The sequence below is a fragment of the Synechococcus sp. PH41509 genome, from assembly GCF_020514285.1.
Lineage (GTDB): Bacteria > Cyanobacteriota > Cyanobacteriia > PCC-6307 > Cyanobiaceae > Parasynechococcus.
The window spans coordinates 63772-85089 of the sequence record NZ_VTLD01000008.1; the positions used below are offsets into that span (position 1 = coordinate 63772).

Sequence of the window (21318 nt, forward strand, 5' to 3'; positions counted from 1 at the left end):
AACAAAACCCGGAGCTTTAGCTCCGGGTCGTTGTGCAGCGACAGGGTGCTGCGGAGGGTGATGGATCAGGCCGTTTCGCCTTCGTGCAGCTCTGCGAAGGACCCTTTGGGCTCCTTCAGGAAGAAGAAGCAGAAGAAGGCCACGACCAAACCTGCGACGCCCAGGATCTGGAAGAAGGCGCTGTTGGAGGCAGCAATCACCTCGGGGGTGGGTTCGCCGCCGCCGCCCATCCACATCGGCAGGAGGCTGAAGATGGTCAGGTAGGTCACAGCACCAACGTTGCCGTAGGCACCGACTAGACCGGCCACCTGACCGGTGACGCGACGCTTGACCAGGGGCACCAGCGCGAAGGTGGCGCCTTCACCGGACTGCACGAAGAAGGAGGCGAGCATGGTGATCACCACGGCAACGGCGATGCCGGTGGTGCCGGTGAAGGTGCCCGGCTTGATCATGCTCATCACCAGGTAGCCCACGCCGAGACCGGCGGTGAGGAAGCCCATGGTGTTCTTGCGGCTGCCGACGCGGTCGGAGATCAGACCACCGGCAGGGCGGGCCACCAGGTTCACGAAAGCGAAACAGGAGGCCAGGATTCCGGCCGTGGCCTTCGGCAGATCGAAGGTGGTTTCAAAGAAGGTGGGCAGCATCGAAACCACGGCCAGTTCGGAGCCGAAGTTCACGATGTAGGTGAGCTCGAGGATCGCCACCTGGCGGAACTCGTAGCGGTCTTCCTTGGGATAAACCTTGTTGCCAAGAATCAGATCGCGGTTGGTGCGGATGATTCCCCAGGTTTGGAAGGCAAACCAGACGGCGACGGCACCAAGGGCCAGCGGATAGGTGCTTGGGGTGAGGAAGCCCACCTTGCCAAGACGCCAGCAGAGCACGCAGAGAATGGCTGCGAAGGGCACGTTCATGCCCAGCAGACCCCAGAAGTCGCGCATGGAGGTGACTTCCAGACCTGCGGTTTTCTCAGGGCGCTGGTACGTCTTGCCAGGCGGGGTGTCGGTGACGTTGAAGAAGTAGAAGAGGCCGTAGACGGCGGAGACGATGCCGGTCAGGGCGATGGCACCGCGCCAGTTCAGAACAGCGCCGGTCGGCAGTTCGAAGCCGCCGGAGAAGGAGAGGAAGCCAGCGAGGGCCACCATGGTGAGGGCGGAGAAGGCGGAGCCGAAGTTGCCCCAGCCGCCGTAGATCCCTTCCGCGAGGCCGATTTCCTTAGGAGGGAACCACTCGGCCACCATTCGGATGCCGATCACGAAGCCGGCGCCCACGATGGAGAGCAGCAGACGTGCCACCACCAGCTGGTTGAAGTCCTGAGCGGACGCAAACAGCAGGCAGGGAAAGGCTGAGAAGACCAGGATCGAGGAATAGGTGACCCGGGGTCCGAATTTGTCCAGAAGCATGCCAATCAGCACGCGAGCCGGGATGGTGAGGGCCACATTGCAGATGGCCACGGTGCGGATCTGACCAACGGTCAATCCGAGGTCCGCTTTCACGGTGGTGGCCAGAGGGGCCAAGTTGAACCAGACCACGAAGGTCAGGAAGAAGGCGATCCAGGTCAGGTGAAGGGTTCGATACCTGCCCTGGAACGACCAGAGGTCGCCAAGCATTGAGAAGAAGAAGTGAAACCTCGGGCGTCAAAACGAAGGGTGCCCGGGGATGGCAAAACGGTCGAAAAGAAGATCCGTTTAACTCGCGCAGTTAATCAATTCGTCGGGCCACTCTTTGGTCAGATTGGTTACCAATTTCTGTTTTTGTGTTCCTCCGCAAACATCAATGGAGCTGATTGATTGGATCAGGTGTTCTTGTGCCTGGATGATTTGGTAGCGGTTGCAACTTTGTTGGGTTGTTGGACTTCGCTGGTGCAGATTGTTGATCAGAGATGTGAACCAAGGCTTGCGGGTTTGTTTGCTCAGTGGCGGTAGCAGCCGTCGCATGGGGCGTGACAAAGCGCTGTTGCCCCATCCATCCGGTGGTGTTTGGCTAACGGCGTTGGTCGACCAGCTGCTGCCCTTGGGGTATCCGGTGCAGGTGTTGAGTCGCCATCGCGAGCATGCAGAGGTGCTGGGGCTCCGACCCGGATGTTCCGTGCTGTTGGAGCCCCCTCCTTGGAATGGCCCCCTGCAGGCGCTTGCCAGGGTGCTGCCGCTTCCGCCCGGGGAGGCGTTGCTGGTGCTTCCGGTGGACATGCCGCGCTTGCGGACGGCTGTATTTCTTCAGCTCATCGCGGCCTGGAACCGTGCTCCTGAGCAAGCAGCGGTGGCCCATGACGGTATGCGGCTGCAGCCGTTGTTGGCGGTGATTCCTTCAGGCTCCCCCTTTCGCCCCTGTCTCGATCAGCAATTGCAACGTGGAGAGTTGCGCTGGATGGACTGGTTGATGCGTGTTCCTCATCAGTCGGTGCAGTTGCCTGCAGAGGCTCTGCTGAATGCCAATTGCTCAGCAGATCTGTCAGCGTTGGAAGGATGAGCACCTCGCTGCCGCTCGCAGATCGTTTCAACCGGCCCCTCGGAGTACTGCGGCTGTCGCTGACGGCCCGCTGCAATCTCGCCTGTCCGTACTGCCGTCCGGATGTGGATGATCCCCCTGGCTTGCTCACGCTTGAGCAGCAAATGCGTGTTATTCGTGTCGCCTCGCGCCTTGGAACCCAAACGCTACGGCTCACGGGTGGAGAGCCGTTGTTGAGCCGCCGGTTGTTGCCCTTGCTTGAGGCGGTGGCGCAGGCCCGGAGGCGTCGATCAGATCCCGTAGCAGGTCTTGAAGTGGTGGCGCTTACCAGCAATGGGGTTTTGCTTTCGGAACCGATGGCTCGGTCGCTGCGCGCAGCAGGGTTGAATCGCATCACCATCAGCTTGGATGCAGCAGAAGGGGAGGCAGCAGCGCGCATGGCTGGTCTCCAGGGTGGCGCTGTCGCCGGTGAACGGTTGGTGCGCAAGGTGCAGGACGGCATTTCGGCGGCTCGTGCCGCTGGTTTTGACCCCTCGGCCGGTGAACTCAAGCTCAACGCCGTGATCCAACGGGGGATGAATGATGATCAACTTCTTCCCTTGGCCGGTTTGGCGCGGCAGCAGGGGGTGGAGCTGCGCTTGATTGAGTTCATGGATGTGGGCAACCGCAATCAGTGGAGGCTGGACCAGGTGCTGCCGGCGGCGCAGATGGTGGAGCGCATTCACGCCCGTTGGCCGCTCGAACCCCTGGGGCGCCCCAGGGGTGGCACGGCACAGCGTTGGAACTATCGCGATGGCGCCGGATCCATCGGTGTGATCGCCTCCATCAGTGAGCCGTTCTGTGGAGATTGCAACCGGTTGCGTGTCACCGCCGATGGGCAGGCGTTCACCTGTTTGTTCTCCGCTCATGGCATGGATCTCAAGCCTGTGCTCTCGTCGGAGCCTTGCCTCGAGCAGGCCATACGCGATCTTTGGCAGCGGCGCCAGGACCGCTACAGCGAGGAGCGTGATCCAGAGGCCGGTGCGTCAACGCATGCGGAGATGGCGTATCTGGGGGGCTGAACCGTTGTGATCGTCACCGTTTTTGAGTGAGGCTCCCGGTACAACAGGTCAGCTGAAGGATCTTCAAGGATCCATCGAGATGTTCGAACTGCTGGCCTACGAGCGCTTTCGCGACACCCCATCGGTTCGTTTTTTCGACGTGACTGTGGACACCTCGAACGCGCGTGACTTGGTGATTCACAGCGGTCCTGCGGTGTCGCCACCCAACGACCCTGAGAGTGGAGCCTGGCAGTTTTATTTGCATCCCCATCAGGAAGACAATTTGCTGGCGGCGAGTGGCGGGAGAACCTTCTTTTTGGTGAATCTGGCCTGGGAGGAGCCGTTTCACATCGTTCGGCTGGAAAGTGGTGGTGACATCCTTCGCATTCCCCCCGGCACCTTCCACCGCTCGATTTCCGATCCCGACGGCTCCGTCGTTCTGAACCAGGCGGTCCGTGAGGAGGGCGTCTCTCTTGTGCGGGAATTTCGGGTCTACAACAGCGCCGAGATCCCGGCCTTGATGGCTGCAACCCATAGCTCTGCTCGGAAGCCCCAGTTGCATGGGGTGGAACCTCTGCTTCAGGCGGCCTGAACGAGGTTGTGTTGTGAGTTCTCCGTTCCGGAGGCTTCGTCGTTGATCTGAATCTGCCAATTCAGCTCACTCGCTGTTCCTGGGGGGCCGCTGAAGCTGCCGCTCACGGCCGCGGTGAGTTCCGGTTTGGAGGAGGTGGCTAGCACCACATAGCGCTCGGTGACCTCCTTGCCGGCACTGGGGTCAAAGCCTCTCCAGCCCGCTCCAGGTAGGTAGACCTCCGCCCAGGCATGGAGGTCGTACTCGTTCGGGGGAGGTTGCTGCAGTTGATATCCGCTCACGAATCGGGCCGGAAGACCCACCACGCGGCAGCAGGCCACCATCAGCATGGCCAGATCTCGGCAAGAGCCGATTCGCTCGCGCAGGGTTCGGCCCGCTGGCCAGGCCGGCCCCACATGGCGTTGGGTGTATTTCACCCGCTCTTGAATCAGTTCAATGAGTTGATTCAGAAAGGCCAGGGTCTGTTGGTTGCTGCCCATCAGCGCTTCCTGAGTGAGGTCGATGGCTGCGGGTTCGTGCTGGCCATTGGGCAACCAGCCTTCTAAGGCGCCCTGCAGATCACTGTTGAGTTGGCCCCGCGGGTAGGGCAGTGGTGGTTCGAGTCCGTTGAAGCAGCTCTGCAGCGGTGGTGCCGGCCGGGTTTCCACCAGACTGCGGGCCTCAAAGACGAGTTGCTCGGTGCTGCCAAGAAAGTGGAGCCGTTGGATTTCGTCGCCGCTGGCGGCCACCAGTTCCCGACGTTGCTCAGGTTCAGGCAGCACGCTGAGGTGATGGTCCAGCAGGGTCTGGAACCCCTGTCCCCTGGGTTTCAGACAGAGGCGATGCTCCCCCAGAACGACCGTGGCCTCATACCGATACGTCAGGCGGTGAACGATGAGAGCGCGCATGCTGGATCGGTGGGGGTGGAACGGAGGTCGGCGCTGGTGAAGTAGCGGGTCTGGATCAGGATGTGGAGTTGATTGAGGTCCTGTTGAAGCCGGTCAATCGCTTCATGCAGACCGGATTCGATCAGGTTGTCGATCCGCACGTAGCTCCAGCGGGCCAGGAGCTGCCCGCGCAAACAGTCGAGGTCATCCGGGGTGTCTTGGCTGGGGTGCTGCTGGATCTGTTGCAAGGTGTCGCTGATGCCCTGGAGGCAGTAGCGCACCGACCGAGGAAAGAATGGATCCAGCAGCAAAAAGCGGGCCACCGATGCGGGGCTGATCGCTTGTTGGACGCTCTGGCGGTACATCTGATACGCGCCCGCCGTGCGCAGCAGGGTGATCCACTGCAGTTCATCCAGCACCCCGCCAACCTCCTCGGTGGACGGCAGCAGCAGGAAGTATTTGACGTCGAGGATGCGGGAGGTTTTGTCAGCGCGTTCGATCAGACGTCCCAGCTGGCTGAACAGCCAGCTCAGATCGCGGCTCAGTGTGGTGTCGGTGATCCCGTAAACGAGCTGGCAACCGCGGCGGATGATCTGCAGTTGCTCCTGCACGGGTTCCCGCCAGATGTCTTCGTCGTCTTGCAGGCTCCAGTGCAGATCATTGATCTGCTCCCACATTTCCGTGGTGATCACATCCCTGATCTGCCTTGCATTTTCCCGAGCCATCGCAATGCAGCTCACGATGCTGTTGGGATTGCTGCGGTCCAGCAGTAGGAAGCGCACCACTTGTTTGGGAGTGGCATCGGGATAGGCCACGTCGAAGCGGTTCCGATCCTCTGTCACCTCCACCAACGGCAACCATGGTTCTGCGCTCCCTGGAGGACAGTCCAGCGCCATCGCTTCACTCACTTCCAGAAAACGTGAGACGTTTTCGGCGCGTTCCAGATAGCGGTTGATCCAGTAGAGCGAATCGGCAACGCGACTCAACACGGCACAGCCTCCTTTGGCTGCGTTGCTGCGATCCGTTGTTCTTCGACGATCCATGTGTCCTTGCAGCCGCCCCCCTGGGACGAATTCACCACCAGTGAGCCCCGCTTGAGGGCCACCCGCGTCAGCCCACCAGGGCTCACCCAGTCGCTCGAGCCGCGCAGCACATAGGGGCGTAGATCGACGTGGCAGGGGTAGAGCTCACCGTCACTGAGGGAAGGCACGGTGGAGAGCTGCAGCGTGGGCTGCGCGATGAAGTTGCGGGGATTCGCACGGATCTTTGAGTCGAAGTCAGCCAGCTCCGAGCGGCTGGCCTGGGGGCCGATCAGCATTCCGTAGCCCCCTGCTTCCGCCACCGATTTCACCACCAGTTGTTCAAGGTGTTCGAGCACGTAGCGGCGGTCTTCTGGCCGGGCACAGAGATAGGTGGGAACGTTCTCGATGATCGGCTCTTCATCGAGGTAGTAGCGGATCATCGCTGGCACGTGGGCGTAGATCAGCTTGTCGTCGGCGACGCCTGTGCCGGGGGCATTGGCGATGGCGACCCGTCCTTGCCGAAGCACGTCGATCAGGCCCGGCACCCCCAGCATTGAGTCGTGTCGGAAGACGGTGGGATCAAGAAAATCGTCGTCGATGCGGCGGTAGATCACATCCACGGGCTTGAGGCCGTTGGTGCTGCGCATCCACACCCGGCCGTTGTCGCACACCAGATCGCGCCCTTCCACTAGAGGAATGCCCATCTGCTGGGCTAGATAGCTGTGCTCGAAATAGGCGCTGTTGTACACACCGGGGGTCAGGATCGCCACGCGTGGGGCGTCACTCCAGGTCGCCAGGTCTTGAAGGGTGCGCAGCAGATGGGAGGGATAGTCGTCGATGGGTTGAACGGCACGGCCTTCGAATAGGCCAGGGAACAACCGTTTCATCACCCGACGGTTTTCAAGGAAATAGGCCACACCCGACGGACAGCGCAGGTTGTCCTCCAGCACACGCCAGGTGCCGTTGCCGTCCCGGATCAGGTCGAGCCCAGAGATGTGGCACCAGCGGTTGAGGGGCAGGCTGATGCCCTGCATCTGAGGGCGCCAGCCGGATGAACTTTCAACGTCTTCTCGCGGGATCACACCGTCGTTAAGGATCTTTTGGGGGCCATAGATGTCGGCGAGGAAGCAGTCGATGGCTTCTAGGCGTTGCAGCAGTCCGCGCTCCAGGGTGATCCAGTCGCTGCGTCCGATCAGCCGGGGCAAGGGATCGAAAGGAAGAATCCGTTCACTGCCTTTGAGGCCGGAATCGTTCAGGCGGAAGGTGGCGCCGAGGCGACGCAGTAGATGGCTGGCGGAGGCATGGCTGCGGTTCAGTTCGGGCAACCCCATCTGCCCCAGCGATGCGAGCAGCGTGGCTAGATCTTCGCGCGGCCTCGCCGTTTCACTGCAGAAATATTCGTCGAATCCGACCGTGGGTTTGTAGTCGGTGAACATCCTGGTCGCGTAAGCAATATCTATCCAATGCGTCGCCCCACTTCCCTTCGGGTGGTGGTTGCTACACATTCCGCAATTTCAGGCGATAAGGCGCTGATCGCTTGATGTTTGGGTATCCGAAGGCACCTGAATCGAGGGCGAAATGCCAGGCGGGGAAGACTCTTTTGCTTATCTGTTTCTGGAGTTCAAAGGGTCTTCGCTTTGGATGAATTGCTCTGGGCCCGACTGATCTTTGCCCTCGGTGCAGCCGTAACCGCGGCGACTGTGGTGATGATTCTGCGCGGACACCTTTATTGGAACCGCAGGGGGTCGACGGATGTCCGCTGACTCGGTTCCCTTCCTCCAGCCAGGGATTGCTTGGGCGCTGGTGGTGTTGTTCTCCGTTCTCTGGGTTGCCCTCGGGATTGCCTGGGGTCGGCGTGGTCAAGGCAATGCCGATGACTACATGCTGGCGGGGCGCAACATTGGGCTGGCCCTAAGCACCGCCACGTTGATGGCCTCATGGGTCACTGGCAACACCACGTTGCTTGCTCCTGAATTCGGTTACAAGACCGGGCTTTGGGGCATGTTCAGCTATGCCCTGGCAGGGCTTGGACTGATCTTGTTTGCCCCCCTGGCTTCGCGGATCAAGCAGTTGATGCCCAACGGACGCACCAGCGGCGATTTCATTCGGTTGCGTTACGGGCGCCTGGCGTGGTGGGTGTTCATGGTGATCACCGCTATTTACACCCTGGGTTTTCTGATGACCCAGGCGATGGGTGCCGGACTGCTGCTGCAGGCCCTTTCAGGCTTCGATTACCACGTGGGGATGGTTGTGGTCATTGGTGTCGCCACGCTTTACACCCTGTTCGGGGGGATGCGGGCCGTGATCGGCACCGATTTCATCCAGTCGCTCTTGATCATGGTGTTGTTGGCGGTGGTGGCGGTGCTCGCTTTCCGGCAATTCCCGATGCCCGAGGTGCATGCCTCGTTGCTTGCCCGGCATCCCGATCGGCTCGATCTGCTATTGCCTGCTGGTTTGTTGATCGCGTGGAATTCCGCCCTCTTCTCGATGGGCGAGGTGTTTCACAACAACATCTGGTGGTCTCGGGTCTTCGCTAGCCGTCGCTCGGTGGTGATGACCTCCTTTGTGTTGGGGGGGGTCGCCTGGATGAGCGTGCCGATGGTGACGGGCTCCATCGGGCTGGTGGCATTGGCGCGTGAGTTGCCTCTCGAGCAGGTGAACATGGTGTTCCCCGTGATGGCAGCTGATCTGCTCGGCGCCGGCGGCGCTGCTCTGGTGTTTGTGGTGGTGTTCGCCTCGCTGACCTCCACCCTGGATTCGCTGCTGGCGTCCACTGCCGATCTTCTGGCGGAGGATGTGTACTTCCGGTTATTGCGGCCCCAGGCCAGTGACGTGCAGCTCAAGCAGGCTGCGCGGCTGATGGTGGTGGGGTTGGCGGTCGTCACGCTGGCGCTGTCCTGGCCGCGGCTTGATTCTTTGGCGTCGGTGCTGTTCTTCACCGGGGCGTTGGTGGCCTCCACGGTCTGGCCAGTGGCGTGCGGCCTGTACTGGCGCACGGCCAACCGCACGGCTGCCATTGCGGCCATGATCGCTGGCAGCGTTGTTGGCCTGCTCGCCTATGTGCTGATTGCGCCCTACTGCGCCGCTGTGTTTTCGGCGGCCGTGTCAGCAGTCGTGATGCTGATCGGCAGTCGCACGTGGCCGGAACGGTTTGACTTCACTTTGTTGCAGGAGGAGGGATGATCCAAAATCTTTTTTTGATGGCCAGCCTCGTTGGACTCTCCGGCTTTCAGTTTCTGCTGGTGGCCAGTCAGCTTGCCTTGGTGCTGTCTGTGTTCGTGTTGCTACTGATTTGGTGGGTTGAGTGGCGGAACGATCGTGTGTGGTGATGGCTGCAAGTATTAGTAACGACCTGAACATTTTTTCCGGATCTTTGCTTAAGAAGCTCTTTCTTCGTGGACGAAGGGGTGTTGTTGTTGTTACCGGTAAAAGATGTAGTTCTTGGCTTTAGCACTCGGTTTGGCAAACAGAGTGTTGATCCGATCTTGCTATGGCACAGGCCAATTCAGCAGTCGTGGAAGCGTCGTCGGTACAGATTCGGTTTCAGCCGATGGGTCCCGATGTCTATGGCCAGAACCAACCTCAGGAGCTGCTGGCCGCGATTGCCGAGGACGGCGAGCCGTTGCTGGATCTAGTGAATCAGCATGTGGTGTCGATCCAACCGTTTCGACCTGAGGCCTTGTTGCAGGTGTTTCGGCTGGCGGCGAAATTCGAGAGCAATCCAGATCGGTATTGCCGCCACAACACGCCGCTGACCGGCAAGATTCTGATTAACGCGTTTTACGAGCCGAGCACGCGCACCCGTCTCTCTTTTGACAGTGCCTGGCATCGCCTTGGTGGCAGCTCGATCAACATCACCGACAGAGCTACCACCGGGATTGCCAAGGGCGAGTCTCTGGAAGATGTCGCCCACATGTTCAACAACTACGGCGATTGCGTGGTGCTTCGGGACAGCGATCCCGGTGCTGTTTATGCAATGACGTCAACTCTGCGGATTCCGATCATCAATGCGGGCAACGGCATTGATGAACATCCGACGCAGGCGATGGCGGATCTGTACACGATCTTCAAGTGGCGGCCCAAGCTTGCTGAAGTTGAGGTGGCTGCGGCTGATCGGATTCGCATCGGAATCGTCGGGATTCCATCGCGCATGCGAACGGTTCGCTCACTGCTGAGGATCTTGGCCAAATTCCCGCAGACCGTGGATGAGGTGGTGGTGATTCATGCTCCCGGGCTGGAGTCGGATCAGCAGCTGTTTGACCCAGGGCAGTTGGGGGAGCTCGAGGCTTGCGGGATGAAGGTGCGCTGCAGCACCGATCTACAGGCTGAAGTGCCCGATCTGGATGTCATTTACATCAACGCCATCGCCTGGGTTGGCGATACCTATGAAGTGCACGGAGGCGGATTTCGCCTCACCCGCGACATGCCGTTCAAGCCTGAAGCGATCGTGCTCCACCCATTGGCGCGGGGAGCGGAATTGAGCACCTGCCTTGATGACACACCCCACAACTGGTACTTCAGCCAGGCCAGGGGAGCTGTGTTTCTGCGGATGGCGCTGCTCACCTGCATGGTGAACCGGGCCGAACGCGTCATTGATGTCTTCTGAGCGAGCGTTATGTGCGGAATCGGAGGTGTTTTCAACGCAGACCGTCGTCAGACGGTGGACCGCCAGCTGCTGGTCAACATGGCGGCGATCCAGGCCCATCGCGGGCCCGATGGCTTTGGCGTGGAGGTGCTTGATCAGGCTGGTGTTGGTTTCTGCCATGCCCGCCTTTCGATCATCGATCTGAACGAGTCACGTGGCCGTCAGCCCTTTCTCACCGATGACGGTGAGGTGCTGATGGCGCACAACGGTGAGTTTTACGACTTTCAACGCATCAGAGCGGACCTCACCGCCCAGGGGGTGCGCTTCAGCAGCAAGAGCGATTCCGAGATCCTGCTCCGGCTTTATCAGCGCCAGGGCTTGGAGGCGACCTTGCCTCTATTGCGCGGGGAATTTGCCTTTGCGTTGTTTGATCGCGCGGAGGATTGCCTTTACCTGGTGCGGGATCGCTTCGGCATCAAACCGCAGTACTGGGTGATGACGCCTGAGGGTCTGGTGTTTGGTTCCGAGTTGAAGGTGCTGTTCGCGCATCCGGCGGTGGAGCGACGCTTCACTTCGGAGGGTCTGTTCCACCAGTTGATGCAGACCATGGTTCCTGGCACCACTGCCTTTGCTGGGGTGCAGCAGGTGAAGCCTGGCCATGTGCTGAAGGTGCAACGTGCGAATGGGCGGCTGGAGGTGTCGGAGTCGACCTACTGGGATGTCGACTTTCCGCGTCAGGATCAGCGCGATCGTCGCCTCACGGAGGCCGACCACATCGCTGCTGTCCGTGCGTCCTTGCTGGAGGCGGTCGAGCTGCGCATGGTGGCCGACGTGCCTGTGGGTTGTTATCTCTCCGGTGGCATCGACAGTTGTTCGATTCTCGGTTTGGCGTCAGCCGTCAGCCAGGCACCGGTGAAGGCATTCACGATCGGATTTGATGATGCCCGTTACGACGAGTCGCCGATTGCTCGGGAGATGGCCGAGGCCACGGGGGCTGAGCAGGATCTGATGCTTCTCTCCGGTCAGGAGCTCTATGGCCATATGGAGCGCACCATCTGGCATGCGGAGCGAACGATCTACAACACCTTGGCGGTGGCGAAGTTCTTGATGAGTCGCCATGTCAACAACGTTGACTACAAGGTTGTGATGACCGGTGAAGGGTCAGACGAGTTGTTCGGTGGTTATCCCGCCTTTCGCCGCGACATGTTCCTCCACGGTCTGGATGACTTGCCTCAGGAGGAGCGCGCCAGCTGGGAAACCTTGCTTCAGCAGTCCAATGCCCTGGTGCAGGGAGCGATGCTCGCTGAAAACCAGGTGGACGATCCCGACCTCGATGCGGTGGTTGGCTTTACCCCCAGTTGCCTGCAGCCTTGGCTGGCCTGTGCGCCCTTGGTGCCGGAGCTTCTGGCGGAGTCTCATGCTGCAGCCCTGCAGGATTACTCCCCGGGTAAAGCGATTGCTGAGCAATTGGATGCGGATCAACTTGAAGGGCGCCATGCCCTGGACAAGGCCCAGTACGTCTGGATCAAGACCATGTTGGAGGGCCAGATCTTGACCTGGGGCGGTGACCGGGTCGACATGGCCAATTCCATGGAGGCGCGACCGGCCTTCCTGGATCACCATCTGGCCGCTGTTGCCGTGCAAGTGCCTCCCGAACTGCGGATTAAGGGAAAAACCGAGAAATACGTGTTGCGGGAAGCCATGGCGGGTTTGTTGCCGGAGGTGTTGTATCGGCGTGAGAAGTTCGCCTTCATGGCGCCGCCAGCTCATACGGAGCCCGAGAAGTGGGAGCAGATGAAGCAACTCGCCGATGACTACCTCAGTGATGAGGCGATCGATGCCGCTGGTTTATTGAGCAAGGCCGGCGTTAGCGCCTTGTTTGCACGTCATGCGGACCCTGCCACCACCGATGCGGAGCGTGTGCAGATGGATGCCGTGATCAATCATCTGCTGGGTGTGCAGATGTTGCACCGGATGTTTGTGGCAGAGGACGTGCCAGCCCTGGCCCGTCGGGAGGCCGACCGCCTGGGGTGGCGGGTGCTGATGCCCGTTTGAATTCTTTGATCGGGATTAAATCGTTGCGCTAGCTACAGGTTTCTGTGTTTTTTCGGGTGAAAATTGTTCTCCCTTTGAAACGCAGGTCACGGCATTGCCATCGCTCATCTCGGCTTCTCAGATCAGCCCTGCAATTGAGATTGAGCCAAGCAATGTTGTGGCGAGTCCAAACCGTGGACGTTTGGCTGGAACGATTGAGCAGCTGGCCAGCATTGGCGCCAAGCCGGACGGCAGCGTTTGTCGACGCGGGTTTTCAGCGGAAGACGTTCAGGGCCGCGAGTTGCTCGCCAGTTGGATGAAGCAGCTCGGCATGCACGTGCGTGTCGATGCCGCTGGCAATTTGATCGGGCGTCTTGATGGCCTAGATCCCTGCCGTCCTGCTTTGGTAACCGGGTCGCATCTCGACACCGTTCCCACCGGTGGGCGTTTTGATGGTGCCCTGGGTGTTCTTGCAGGTCTGGAAGCCTGCCGCGCTCTTCAGGACCAGGGCATGCGGCTGCGGCACGGCATTGAGTTGATCGCCTTTGCCGACGAGGAGTCGACCATGGTGGGTTGCAAAGGCTTGGTGGGGACGGCTTCCGATAACCCGGAGAGTTATGTCACCAGTAACGGCCAGTCGATTCAAGAGAATCTGGCGCGAATCGGGGGGCACTGGCCTTCGCTGGCATCGGCCCGACGCTCCGATGAGGCCTATGCGGCTTTTCTTGAGTTGCACGTTGAACAGGGCGGCGTTCTCGAGCAACGCGGCGATGCCATTGGTGTTGTGGAGGGTGTGGTTGGTCAGCGTCGGTTCAGCATCAATGTGCAGGGACAGGCCAATCACGCCGGCACCACACCGATGGGTCTGCGACAGGATGCCCTCGTTGCGGCTTCGCGCATTGTTCTTGCCGTCGAGGCCATGGCATCCCGCCACCCAGGAGATCCTGTGGCGACCGTGGGTCGACTGGAGGTTTGGCCCAATGCCGCCAATGTCGTCCCCGGCGCTGTCGCCCTGACGGTCGACCTGAGGGATGTTGATCCGACTGTTCTCGATCAATTGGTGGAGGAGTTGATGCAGCAGGTCGAAAGCATTGGTGCTGAAACGGGCTGCCCGATTTCGGTGGACCCACAGTTCAGTGTTGATCCCACCCCTGCTGATGCTGTGGTGATGGCCACGATTGCTGAGGCCTCGGCCGACCTCGGCTTGTCTCACAGCCATCTCCCCAGCCGAGCCAGCCACGATGCGCAGGAGGTTGGTCGCCGTTGGCCGATGGGCATGATTTTTGTTCCCAGTCGGGGCGGTTTGAGTCACTCAGCTGCGGAGTTCACCAGCGACGAACAGTGCTGGGCGGGCACTGCGGTGCTTTTGGAAACGCTGCTGCGGCTCGACCGCCAGCTGCCGTGACCTTTTCGATCCTGGCCCGTGATCCAAGCAACGGCCGCTTTGGCGTGGCTGTTGCCACCTGTCATCTGGCCGTTGGATCCACCGTGCCCCACATCCGCGCCGGAGTTGGCGCTGTGGCGACCCAGGCCCACACCAATCCCTATCTGGGGATCTGTGGCCTTGAACGCTTGGAGCAGAGTGCGGATGCGGAGAGTGTTTTGGCCAGCCTTCTGGCGGATGATCAGCATCGTGATCGGCGTCAGTTTCATCTGATCGACCTGGATGGTCGAACGGCCTGTTGGACGGGGCAGGATTGCGGGGTTTGGGCTGGGCACCGCCATCGGCGTGACCTGTCTGTCGCCGGCAATTGTTTGGTCGACGACGGTGTTGTGGAGGCGATGGAGCAGGCGTATCTCACCAGCGATCCCAGCTGGAAACTTGGTCGACGCCTGATGGCTGCCCTGCAGGCGGGGGAGGCTGCTGGAGGCGATCACCGCTCCGATTTCTGCACCTCAGCAGCGGTGCAGGTGAGTGGTGAAGCTGCCTTTCCGCTGTTGGACCTACGGGTTGATTTCCATGAGCGTGCGGTGGAACAGTTGATGGAGGTTTACGAACGCAGCCAGGCACTTTGGGCCCAGGAATGGAGGGATGAACTCTCAGAGTTGCCCATGCTCAACCGGTTGGTGGCTTAATAATTCGAGTTGGTTTGTGCCATTAAAAAAAGCCCATCAACACTGAGTGTCGAGGGCTTTTTGGAAAACTCTGAATGGCTCAACTGGGGACTGTGGCTTCCCACTCCACATTCAAACCAGCTTGACGCGCATCATTGACGAGGTCGTCGATGCAATCTGTTCCAAATGCAGCCTGGCCAGACAGCAAGGCATCCCATTCGCTGGCTGGGAAGTGGGTTTGCAGCCAGAAGACGCCGTGCACGCTGGAGGGGTTCACCTGCACAAGGCCTTGGTCGAGGCGGGAAGTGATGAGATCCAACGTCGTTGCTGAGGCTGGATCTATTACGCCCTAATCCTCGGAACTGGAATGTTCGAGTTGCTACAGATTGAGAAGTTGGCCTAGCGCGTGTAGCCCACCCCGCGGTAAACGAGCTGCACCGGAGTGCGGTGGCTGTTGATCTGGCGGGATTGGTACACGTTTCGGCGGTAGACCAGTTGCACACCGGGCTTGCCCTCAGTGGCGTTCTTTTGCTGGTACTGATGCCCGCGATAGAGAAGGGTGGTCATTGGAAGGTCCTCGAAGCAAGCTCAGGTCCCCGTTCCATGGCCTGAGGCGAACTGCGCTTCGCGTGGTGCGAAGTGAACGATCGGTAGCTGTTGCTACAGAACAATTCAAGCGTTTTCAGTCGTGGTGTTGGTGTTCGGTTCGATACTTGATCTGAAAAGTTTTTGCTTTTGTTTATTTTTATCCGTAGAAATTTGTTGGCCTTGCTGATGTGAATCACCTGGTCTTGCAGCACTTCTGCAGCTGATCGAGCGCAGTATTGAAAAAGTATCGACCTTGCTCCTGCAGCTTGTCTCCAAGCCAGCGCCACTCCCGCATCAGGCGTTCGGGCCCTTCAGGCCCAAGGGCGCTCATCACATAGGTGTGGTCGTTGGCGATCCAGCGTTGCAGTGCGTCTCTGTTGATCTCGAGGTGGCATTGCAGGCCAATGGCGTGATCGCCGATTCGAAACACCTGTTCCGCACAGTGCAGCGAGGAACCAAGAAGGGTTGCATCGCCCGGCAGGTGGATGCGATCGCCATGCCAATGCAGGACCAAGCTGCTGCTCGGTTGTCCCTGCAGTAAGGCCTCATCGCTCCGATCAGCAACCCAGTGGATTGCCCCCAGTCCCAGTTCCTTTAGCTGCTGTGGTGGTGCTCCAACCTGCAGGGGTTCCACGGATCCGCCAGCAGCGACAGCCAAGAGCTGCGCCCCCAGGCAGATGCCCAGCACCGGTCGACGCTGCTGGTGCCAGGCCGTCAACCAGTTCAGCTCGGCTTGGAGCCAGTCCAGGTCCGGATGATGCTGCTCGTTCACCCCCATTGGTCCCCCCAGCACCAGCGCGATGCTGTTCGGGCATTCACTTGGGTGCGGCAGGCGGTCGCCTCGGTCGGGCCGCAGGGTCCGGAGAGTCATTCCCCGTTCCCGTGCCAGTTGTCCCACCAGTTCGGGCCCTTCGTGGTCAACGTGCTGGATCACCAGCAGGGTGGTGCTCAAAGCAGCAGATAGCGCTGGGCGAGGGGCAGCACTTCGGCGGGCTCGCAGGTGAGCAGTTCACCGTCGGCGAACACCTCATAGGTCTGCGGGTCCACGCTCACCTGCGGCAGGGCGGAATTGAGTTTGAGAGCGCTTTTGCCCACGCTGCGGGTGTCCTTCACCGCCATGCAGGTGCGCTCCAGACCCAGCTGACTTTGGATATCAGCATCCATGGCGGCTGTGCTCACGAAGGTGAGGCAGCTGGGAGCCAAGGCTTTGCCGAAGGCGCCGAACATGGGCCTGCCGTGCACGGGCCCGGGGGTGGGAATGGAGGCGTTGGCATCTCCCATCTGGGCCCACATGATCGAACCGCCCTTGATCACCAGTTCCGGGCGAATGCCGAAGAAGCCCGGCTTCCACAGCACGAGATCGGCGAGCTTGCCGGTTTCGATCGAGCCCACCTCGCTGCTGATGCCATGGGCAAGAGCGGGGTTGATTGTCACCTTGGCGATGTAGCGCTTCAGCCGATGGTTGTCGTTACGGTTGGAGTCTTCCGGGAGCGCACCGCGCTGCACCTTCATCTTGTGGGCGGTCTGGAAGGTGCGAGTGATCACTTCACCCACGCGCCCCATGGCCTGGGAGTCGCTGGCGATGATCGAGAAGGCGCCGAGGTCGTGAAGGATGTCTTCGGCGGCGATCGTTTCGCGGCGAATCCGCGATTCGGCAAAAGCCACGTCCTCGGGGATTTTGGGGTCGAGGTGGTGGCACACCATCAGCATGTCGAGGTGCTCCTCGAGCGTGTTGCGGGTGTAGGGCCGTGTGGGATTCGTGCTGCTCGGCAGCACATTTGCTTCGCCGCAGATCTTGATGATGTCTGGGGCATGGCCGCCGCCGGCACCTTCGGTGTGGAAGGTGTGGATCGTGCGTCCCTTGATGGCGGCGATCGTGTCTTCCACGAAGCCGGCTTCGTTCAGGGTGTCGGTGTGGATGCACACCTGCACATCCATCCGGTCGGCCACCGACAGACAGGCATCGATGGTGGCCGGCGTGGTGCCCCAGTCTTCATGCAGCTTCAGGCCGCAGGCACCGGCGAGCACCTGTTCCTCCAGGGCTTCAGGGGTGCTGGCGTTGCCCTTGCCAAAGAAGCCCAGGTTCACCGGCAAGCCTTCGGCGGCCTGGAGCATTCGCCCGATGTGAAACGCCCCAGGGGTGCAGGTGGTGGCATTGGTGCCGGTGGCTGGTCCGGTGCCGCCGCCCATCAGGGTGGTGACTCCACTGGCCAGAGCAGTTTCGATCTGCTGGGGGCAGATGAAGTGGATGTGGGTGTCGATGCCACCGGCCGTGAGGATGTGACCTTCCCCAGCGATCGCCTCGGTGCCGGGGCCCACCACGATCGTGATCCCTTCCTGGGTGTCGGGGTTGCCGGCTTTGCCGATGCCCACGATCCGACCGTCTTTCAGTCCGACATCGGCTTTGACGATGCCCCACCAATCGAGGATCAGAGCATTGGTGATGACGGTGTCGACGGCACCCGCGGCTCGAGGTGTTTGGGACTGGCCCATGCCATCGCGAATCACCTTGCCGCCGCCGAATTTCACCTCGTCGCCGTACACGGTGAAATCCTTCTCGACTTCGAGGATCAGCTCGGTGTCCGCAAGGCGAACCCGGTCGCCAGTGGTGGGTCCGTAGGTCTCGGCGTAGGCCTGGCGGGAGATGCGGTAGGGCATGGGTCAGGCGTCGAGGGATCCGTTGATCTGGCCGTTGAAGCCGATGACGCGTCGAGCACCGGCAAAGGGAATGAGGTTCACGTCGCGACTGTCGCCGGGTTCAAAGCGGATGGCGGTGCCGGCGGGGATGTCGAGACGATGACCGCGGGCTGCGGCCCGGTCGAACTGCAGGGCGGCGTTGGCTTCGGCGAAATGGAAATGGGAGCCCACTTGCACCGGTCGATCGCCACTGTTGGAGACGCTCACCGTGGTGACGGGTCGTCCCGCATTCAGCTCAAGTTCACCCGGTTCGGGAAGCAGTTCGCCGGGAATGAGAGGTGCCATGGGTTCTGCCTCAGCGAATTGGGTCGTGCAGGGTGACGAGCTTCGTGCCATCGGGGAAGACGGCTTCGATCTGCACCTCGTGCACGAGCTCGGGCACGCCGTCCATCACCTGGTCCTGACGCAGCCAGGTGGTGCCCTCCTGCATCAGCTCCGCCACGTTCTTGCCGTCACGGGCACCTTCAAGCACCAGAAAACTGAGCCAGGCCACCGATTCGGGGTGGTTGAGCTTCAGGCCGCGGTTCAATCGTCGTTCCGCAAGCAGTGCCGCGGTCACGATCAGGAGTTTGTCCTTTTCCTGGGGACTGAGATGCATAGCGAAGCTCGGTCTTCTTCAGTGTGTCTCCGCTGCGGTCTCCAAAGCGTTCATGGTGGACGTTTGTCGGCGTAGAGGCTGTTCCTGCAGGGGCCAGACCCTGGGGATGCGTGGCGGTGTCAGTCCCCGGAGCGTTCGCGTGCGCTCCCAGATCCGACTGAACCAGAAGCGGGCATCACGGCTGGAGTTGCCGGAATAGCGGGCGATCAGCCCTTGCCCGAGGGTCCCGCAGCGCATCGTGCCCGTAAGCCCTTCACGGTCGGCCCGCGCTCCGTCCAGCAGTGTTGCCGTTGTTTCGGCGCTCATGGCCATGGGTGCGGCCCAGATCAGTGTTCCGAAAACCGGTGCACCAGCTAGGCCATGGGGCCCCTCCAGGCTGGCTCCGCCCAGTTCCACGCGATCAGCCAACTCCCATGTCGAGCTGGTTGAAGTGATGCGCTGAATCGTGAGGCTGGACCGCCATCGCCCCTGCTGCAGGGTTTCACCAGCGGCGGTTCGACCCAGGCGCACGATTTCTGCACTGACAAAGGAGGCATCCATTGGCAGGGTCACCGTCAGGTGCTGCTCGAACAAGGCATCGGCGTACAGCACCAATTCCTGCGGCAGCCATTCGAGATCACTGCCGCTGGCCAGCGAGCAGCACACGTGCTGTTGTGCAGAGCAGCCCTCAGGCTGCAAGCGGCTGCGGCCGATGGACCCGTAAACCTTCTGCGCCGCCACACTGGTGATCAGGCTGCGGCTGCTGGCTTCAAGCTTGATGTCGAGGCTGAGTTGATCGCCGCCCACCAGGCCTCCAGCGGTGTGCAGAATCGGCAGCTCGCAGCGTCCGTCATCACCGCTTTCACTGCGAAGCAATTTGAACGGAGCCGTGCAGCCCCCCTGGTGTCGGGTGCTGCCGTTGGCTGCACGAAACTGCAGGTCGCAGCGGCCGTGCCAAGGATCGAGACGTTGCATGGCTTCACGCTCCGCTGCCATCGCCTTCATCTCTGTAGCAACGCACACCAAAGTGCTGGTGATGTCTGGGCAGGCTTTCTCTGTGGAACTGGAAAGGAGATGGTGGTGACAGATGCAGTGGTGGTGTTGGAGCAGCGCCTGCAGAACAGCAGTGCCATGGCAACCCTGCACTTGCCGTTAACGGCTGAAGAGCGCACGGTATTGCGCGGTCGCCGCACCACTTCATGCGGTCGTCCGGTGCTGCTGCAGTTGCCCCGTATGGGCTCCCTGCAGCCTGGTGATCTGCTGGGCGATCAGTCCGGTTCGACCGTTGTGGAGGTGACGGCAGCGCCGGAAGCGTTGCTGCGGGTGCAGGGGTCGCATCCTCTGGAGCTGTTGCAGGCGGCTTATCACCTGGGCAATCGCCATGTCGCCCTGGAGCTGCATGAGCAGGAGCTGTTGCTCCCGGAGGATTCCGTGTTGGCCACGATGCTGGAAGGGCGTGGTTTGACGGTCAGTCGCTGCCTTCAGCCGTTTGCTCCCGAAGGTGGCGCCTATGGGGGGCATCAGCACGGATGACATCCCTGGCGTTGTTGCAACTGGTTAGCCCGGCGTTGCCCGTTGGTGCCTTCAGCTACTCGGAAGGTCTCGAGGTGCTGATTCAGGCTGGCTCCATCGCTGATGAGCAGGCCGTTCAGGCTTGGTTGGAGGCTGAATTGCAACGGGGCGCGGTGCGACTGGAGGCCGCTGCCTTGAGGCCCCTTGCAGAGTCGCTGGTGGGGTGGTCAACCCAGGCGGATGGCGCGGCCAAAGCGCGCCTGATCGATCTGGACGGTTGGCTGTTGGCCACCCGTGAAGCAGCAGAGCTTCGAGCGCAACAGCGTCAGATGGGAATGTCGCTGGTGCAGTTGATGTCTGACATGGGACAGGACCTGCCCGAACCTGTGCCCCTGAGCTGGCCAGCGGCCTGGGCTTGGGCTGCGGTGGGCTTGTCTGTTCCAACTAGAGACATGGTGGAGGGATATCTCTACGGCTGGGTTGCCAATCAGCTCAGTGCGTCGGTGCGGCTGCTGCCGTTGGGTCCGTCCCGAGCTCAGGTGCTGCAACAGCGGCTGCTACCGATGATTGCCTCGCAAGCGCAGCTGCTTCAGGCTGCCGATCCGCAGCAGCTCTGGAGCAGCGGTGTGGGTGCGGGCATGGCCCAGCTTGCCCATGCTGAGCTGTATTCACGCCTGTTTCGAAGCTGATGAGCAGCAAACTGCGCCTGGGGGTGGCTGGTCCTGTGGGATCCGGCAAGACCGCACTGGTGGAGGCGCTCTGTCGCCGCTTGCGCGACAACCTGCAGCTCGCGGTCGTCACCAATGACATCTACACCCAGGAGGATGCCCAGTTCCTCACCCGTGCCGGTGCCTTGGATCCAGAGCGGATCCGCGGGGTGGAGACCGGTGGTTGTCCTCATACAGCGATCCGCGAAGACTGCTCGATCAACAGAGCAGCTGTGGCAGAGCTGGAAGCCCAATTTCCTGACCTGGATCTTGTTCTTGTTGAGAGTGGCGGCGACAACCTGGCGGCGAGCTTCAGCCCAGAGTTGGTGGATCTCTGCATCTATGTGATCGATGTTGCTGCTGGCGACAAGATCCCCCGTAAGGGAGGGCCTGGCATCACGCGGTCTGATCTTTTGGTGATCAACAAGATTGATCTGGCTCCGCAGGTCGGTGCCGATCTTGCGGTGATGGAACAGGACACCCGTCGGATGCGCGGTGATAGGCCGTGGTGTTTCACGAATCTGCACAGCGGTGAGGGGATGGATGGAGTGGTGGAGTTTTTGTTTCAACAGCTACCAAAATCATGAAAACACAAGCT

The 21318-nt window shown here is 60.8% G+C and carries 23 protein-coding genes; 12 read left to right on the top strand and 11 right to left on the bottom strand.

Features of this window, described 5'->3' with window-relative positions:
* Positions 1-65 precede the first annotated feature (65 nt).
* Positions 66-1607 (bottom strand): NarK family nitrate/nitrite MFS transporter, encoded by a 1542-nt coding sequence (locus FZZ88_RS04185; RefSeq protein WP_166016128.1) that lies wholly within the window; start codon positions 1605-1607, stop codon positions 66-68.
* 286 nt (positions 1608-1893) lie between these two features.
* Between FZZ88_RS04185 and FZZ88_RS04190 the strand changes: the two genes are divergently transcribed.
* The 3 genes from FZZ88_RS04190 (at position 1894) to FZZ88_RS04200 (ending at position 4077) form a co-directional block, all read left to right on the top strand.
* Entirely contained in the window at positions 1894-2466 is a 573-nt protein-coding gene (locus tag FZZ88_RS04190; RefSeq protein ID WP_255606439.1) for a molybdenum cofactor guanylyltransferase, read from the top strand.
* Entirely contained in the window at positions 2463-3506 is a 1044-nt protein-coding gene (locus tag FZZ88_RS04195; protein WP_166016131.1) for a GTP 3',8-cyclase MoaA, read from the top strand. Before FZZ88_RS04190 ends, FZZ88_RS04195 begins: the two co-directional genes overlap by 4 nt.
* Before the next feature lie 79 nt (positions 3507-3585).
* Complete coding sequence (locus FZZ88_RS04200; RefSeq protein WP_166016470.1) at positions 3586-4077, top strand: redox protein; 492 nt, start codon at positions 3586-3588, stop codon at positions 4075-4077.
* Here FZZ88_RS04200 and FZZ88_RS04205 read toward each other — a convergent pair.
* Genes FZZ88_RS04205 through FZZ88_RS04215 form a run of 3 tightly spaced genes read right to left on the bottom strand, consistent with a single transcriptional unit; the run spans position 4065 to position 7401 of the window.
* Entirely contained in the window at positions 4065-4964 is a 900-nt protein-coding gene (locus FZZ88_RS04205; protein ID WP_166016133.1) for a transglutaminase family protein, read from the bottom strand. The genes FZZ88_RS04200 and FZZ88_RS04205 overlap by 13 nt on opposite strands.
* Positions 4937-5932, bottom strand: a complete 996-nt coding sequence (locus FZZ88_RS04210) for an alpha-E domain-containing protein (protein ID WP_166016135.1) — start codon at positions 5930-5932, stop codon at positions 4937-4939. The genes FZZ88_RS04205 and FZZ88_RS04210 overlap by 28 nt, the downstream gene beginning before the upstream one ends.
* Positions 5926-7401 (bottom strand): circularly permuted type 2 ATP-grasp protein, encoded by a 1476-nt coding sequence (locus FZZ88_RS04215; RefSeq protein WP_166016138.1) that lies wholly within the window; start codon positions 7399-7401, stop codon positions 5926-5928. Before FZZ88_RS04215 ends, FZZ88_RS04210 begins: the two co-directional genes overlap by 7 nt.
* 316 nt (positions 7402-7717) lie before the next feature.
* Between FZZ88_RS04215 and FZZ88_RS04220 the strand changes: the two genes are divergently transcribed.
* From FZZ88_RS04220 to FZZ88_RS04240, 6 genes are all read left to right on the top strand, one after another.
* Positions 7718-9148 carry a sodium:solute symporter family protein gene (locus FZZ88_RS04220; RefSeq protein WP_166016140.1) on the top strand — a complete coding sequence of 477 codons (1431 nt, stop codon included), beginning with the start codon at positions 7718-7720 and terminating at the stop codon, positions 9146-9148.
* A gap of 17 nt (positions 9149-9165) precedes the next feature.
* On the top strand, positions 9166-9294 hold the full coding sequence (locus tag FZZ88_RS12120; RefSeq protein WP_255453043.1) for a hypothetical protein: 129 nt from the start codon (positions 9166-9168) through the stop codon (positions 9292-9294).
* A 161-nt stretch (positions 9295-9455) separates the two neighbouring features.
* Positions 9456-10571 (top strand): aspartate carbamoyltransferase, encoded by a 1116-nt coding sequence (locus FZZ88_RS04225; RefSeq protein ID WP_166016142.1) that lies wholly within the window; start codon positions 9456-9458, stop codon positions 10569-10571.
* 9 nt (positions 10572-10580) lie between these two features.
* Complete coding sequence (asnB, locus tag FZZ88_RS04230; protein ID WP_166016144.1) at positions 10581-12605, top strand: asparagine synthase (glutamine-hydrolyzing); 2025 nt, start codon at positions 10581-10583, stop codon at positions 12603-12605.
* A 94-nt stretch (positions 12606-12699) separates the two neighbouring features.
* A complete protein-coding gene (locus tag FZZ88_RS04235) occupies positions 12700-13989 on the top strand; it encodes a Zn-dependent hydrolase (RefSeq protein ID WP_166016146.1) in 1290 nt (429 codons plus the stop codon).
* On the top strand, positions 13986-14660 hold the full coding sequence (locus tag FZZ88_RS04240; RefSeq protein ID WP_166016148.1) for a DUF1028 domain-containing protein: 675 nt from the start codon (positions 13986-13988) through the stop codon (positions 14658-14660). Before FZZ88_RS04235 ends, FZZ88_RS04240 begins: the two co-directional genes overlap by 4 nt.
* A gap of 79 nt (positions 14661-14739) precedes the next feature.
* On the opposite strand, the gene FZZ88_RS04245 is transcribed toward FZZ88_RS04240, so the two are convergent.
* The 7 genes from FZZ88_RS04245 to FZZ88_RS04275 all read right to left on the bottom strand — a co-directional run bounded on the left by FZZ88_RS04245 (position 14740) and on the right by FZZ88_RS04275 (position 19476).
* Complete coding sequence (locus FZZ88_RS04245; RefSeq protein WP_166016151.1) at positions 14740-14958, bottom strand: hypothetical protein; 219 nt, start codon at positions 14956-14958, stop codon at positions 14740-14742.
* Between the two features lie 80 nt (positions 14959-15038).
* Positions 15039-15206 (bottom strand): DUF4278 domain-containing protein, encoded by a 168-nt coding sequence (locus FZZ88_RS04250; RefSeq protein WP_166016153.1) that lies wholly within the window; start codon positions 15204-15206, stop codon positions 15039-15041.
* A gap of 214 nt (positions 15207-15420) precedes the next feature.
* Complete coding sequence (locus FZZ88_RS04255) at positions 15421-16179, bottom strand: type 1 glutamine amidotransferase (protein WP_166016155.1); 759 nt, start codon at positions 16177-16179, stop codon at positions 15421-15423.
* A complete protein-coding gene (gene ureC / locus FZZ88_RS04260) occupies positions 16176-17885 on the bottom strand; it encodes an urease subunit alpha (protein WP_166016157.1) in 1710 nt (569 codons plus the stop codon). The genes FZZ88_RS04255 and ureC overlap by 4 nt, the downstream gene beginning before the upstream one ends.
* A gap of 3 nt (positions 17886-17888) precedes the next feature.
* A complete protein-coding gene (locus tag FZZ88_RS04265) occupies positions 17889-18209 on the bottom strand; it encodes an urease subunit beta (protein ID WP_115094764.1) in 321 nt (106 codons plus the stop codon).
* Between the two features lie 10 nt (positions 18210-18219).
* Positions 18220-18522 carry an urease subunit gamma gene (locus FZZ88_RS04270; protein ID WP_115024644.1) on the bottom strand — a complete coding sequence of 101 codons (303 nt, stop codon included), beginning with the start codon at positions 18520-18522 and terminating at the stop codon, positions 18220-18222.
* An 18-nt stretch (positions 18523-18540) separates the two neighbouring features.
* Positions 18541-19476: an urease accessory protein UreD gene (locus FZZ88_RS04275; protein WP_166016471.1), complete on the bottom strand. Its 936-nt coding sequence runs from the start codon at positions 19474-19476 to the stop codon at positions 18541-18543.
* Between the two features lie 105 nt (positions 19477-19581).
* Between FZZ88_RS04275 and ureE the strand changes: the two genes are divergently transcribed.
* From ureE to ureG, 3 genes are read left to right on the top strand one after another with little or no spacing between them, the layout of a single operon-like run.
* Entirely contained in the window at positions 19582-20034 is a 453-nt protein-coding gene (ureE, locus tag FZZ88_RS04280; protein ID WP_226397515.1) for an urease accessory protein UreE, read from the top strand.
* Complete coding sequence (locus FZZ88_RS04285; protein WP_166016161.1) at positions 20031-20702, top strand: urease accessory protein UreF; 672 nt, start codon at positions 20031-20033, stop codon at positions 20700-20702. The genes ureE and FZZ88_RS04285 overlap by 4 nt, the downstream gene beginning before the upstream one ends.
* Complete coding sequence (ureG, locus tag FZZ88_RS04290) at positions 20702-21307, top strand: urease accessory protein UreG (RefSeq protein WP_166016163.1); 606 nt, start codon at positions 20702-20704, stop codon at positions 21305-21307. Before FZZ88_RS04285 ends, ureG begins: the two co-directional genes overlap by 1 nt.
* Positions 21308-21318: the final 11 nt, after the last annotated feature.

Coding starts and splice junctions, on each gene's coding strand:
- FZZ88_RS04185 (WP_166016128.1), bottom strand. CDS start 1,607: ATGCTTGGCGACCTCTGGTCGTTCCAGGGCAGGTATCGAACCCTTCAC.
- FZZ88_RS04195 (WP_166016131.1), top strand. CDS start 2,463: ATGAGCACCTCGCTGCCGCTCGCAGATCGTTTCAACCGGCCCCTCGGA.
- FZZ88_RS04200 (WP_166016470.1), top strand. CDS start 3,586: ATGTTCGAACTGCTGGCCTACGAGCGCTTTCGCGACACCCCATCGGTT.
- FZZ88_RS04205 (WP_166016133.1), bottom strand. CDS start 4,964: ATGCGCGCTCTCATCGTTCACCGCCTGACGTATCGGTATGAGGCCACG.
- FZZ88_RS04215 (WP_166016138.1), bottom strand. CDS start 7,401: ATGTTCACCGACTACAAACCCACGGTCGGATTCGACGAATATTTCTGC.
- FZZ88_RS04220 (WP_166016140.1), top strand. CDS start 7,718: ATGTCCGCTGACTCGGTTCCCTTCCTCCAGCCAGGGATTGCTTGGGCG.
- FZZ88_RS12120 (WP_255453043.1), top strand. CDS start 9,166: ATGGCCAGCCTCGTTGGACTCTCCGGCTTTCAGTTTCTGCTGGTGGCC.
- FZZ88_RS04225 (WP_166016142.1), top strand. CDS start 9,456: ATGGCACAGGCCAATTCAGCAGTCGTGGAAGCGTCGTCGGTACAGATT.
- asnB (WP_166016144.1), top strand. CDS start 10,581: ATGTGCGGAATCGGAGGTGTTTTCAACGCAGACCGTCGTCAGACGGTG.
- FZZ88_RS04250 (WP_166016153.1), bottom strand. CDS start 15,206: ATGACCACCCTTCTCTATCGCGGGCATCAGTACCAGCAAAAGAACGCC.
- ureC (WP_166016157.1), bottom strand. CDS start 17,885: ATGCCCTACCGCATCTCCCGCCAGGCCTACGCCGAGACCTACGGACCC.
- FZZ88_RS04265 (WP_115094764.1), bottom strand. CDS start 18,209: ATGGCACCTCTCATTCCCGGCGAACTGCTTCCCGAACCGGGTGAACTT.
- FZZ88_RS04270 (WP_115024644.1), bottom strand. CDS start 18,522: ATGCATCTCAGTCCCCAGGAAAAGGACAAACTCCTGATCGTGACCGCG.
- FZZ88_RS04275 (WP_166016471.1), bottom strand. CDS start 19,476: ATGCAACGTCTCGATCCTTGGCACGGCCGCTGCGACCTGCAGTTTCGT.
- FZZ88_RS04285 (WP_166016161.1), top strand. CDS start 20,031: ATGACATCCCTGGCGTTGTTGCAACTGGTTAGCCCGGCGTTGCCCGTT.
- ureG (WP_166016163.1), top strand. CDS start 20,702: ATGAGCAGCAAACTGCGCCTGGGGGTGGCTGGTCCTGTGGGATCCGGC.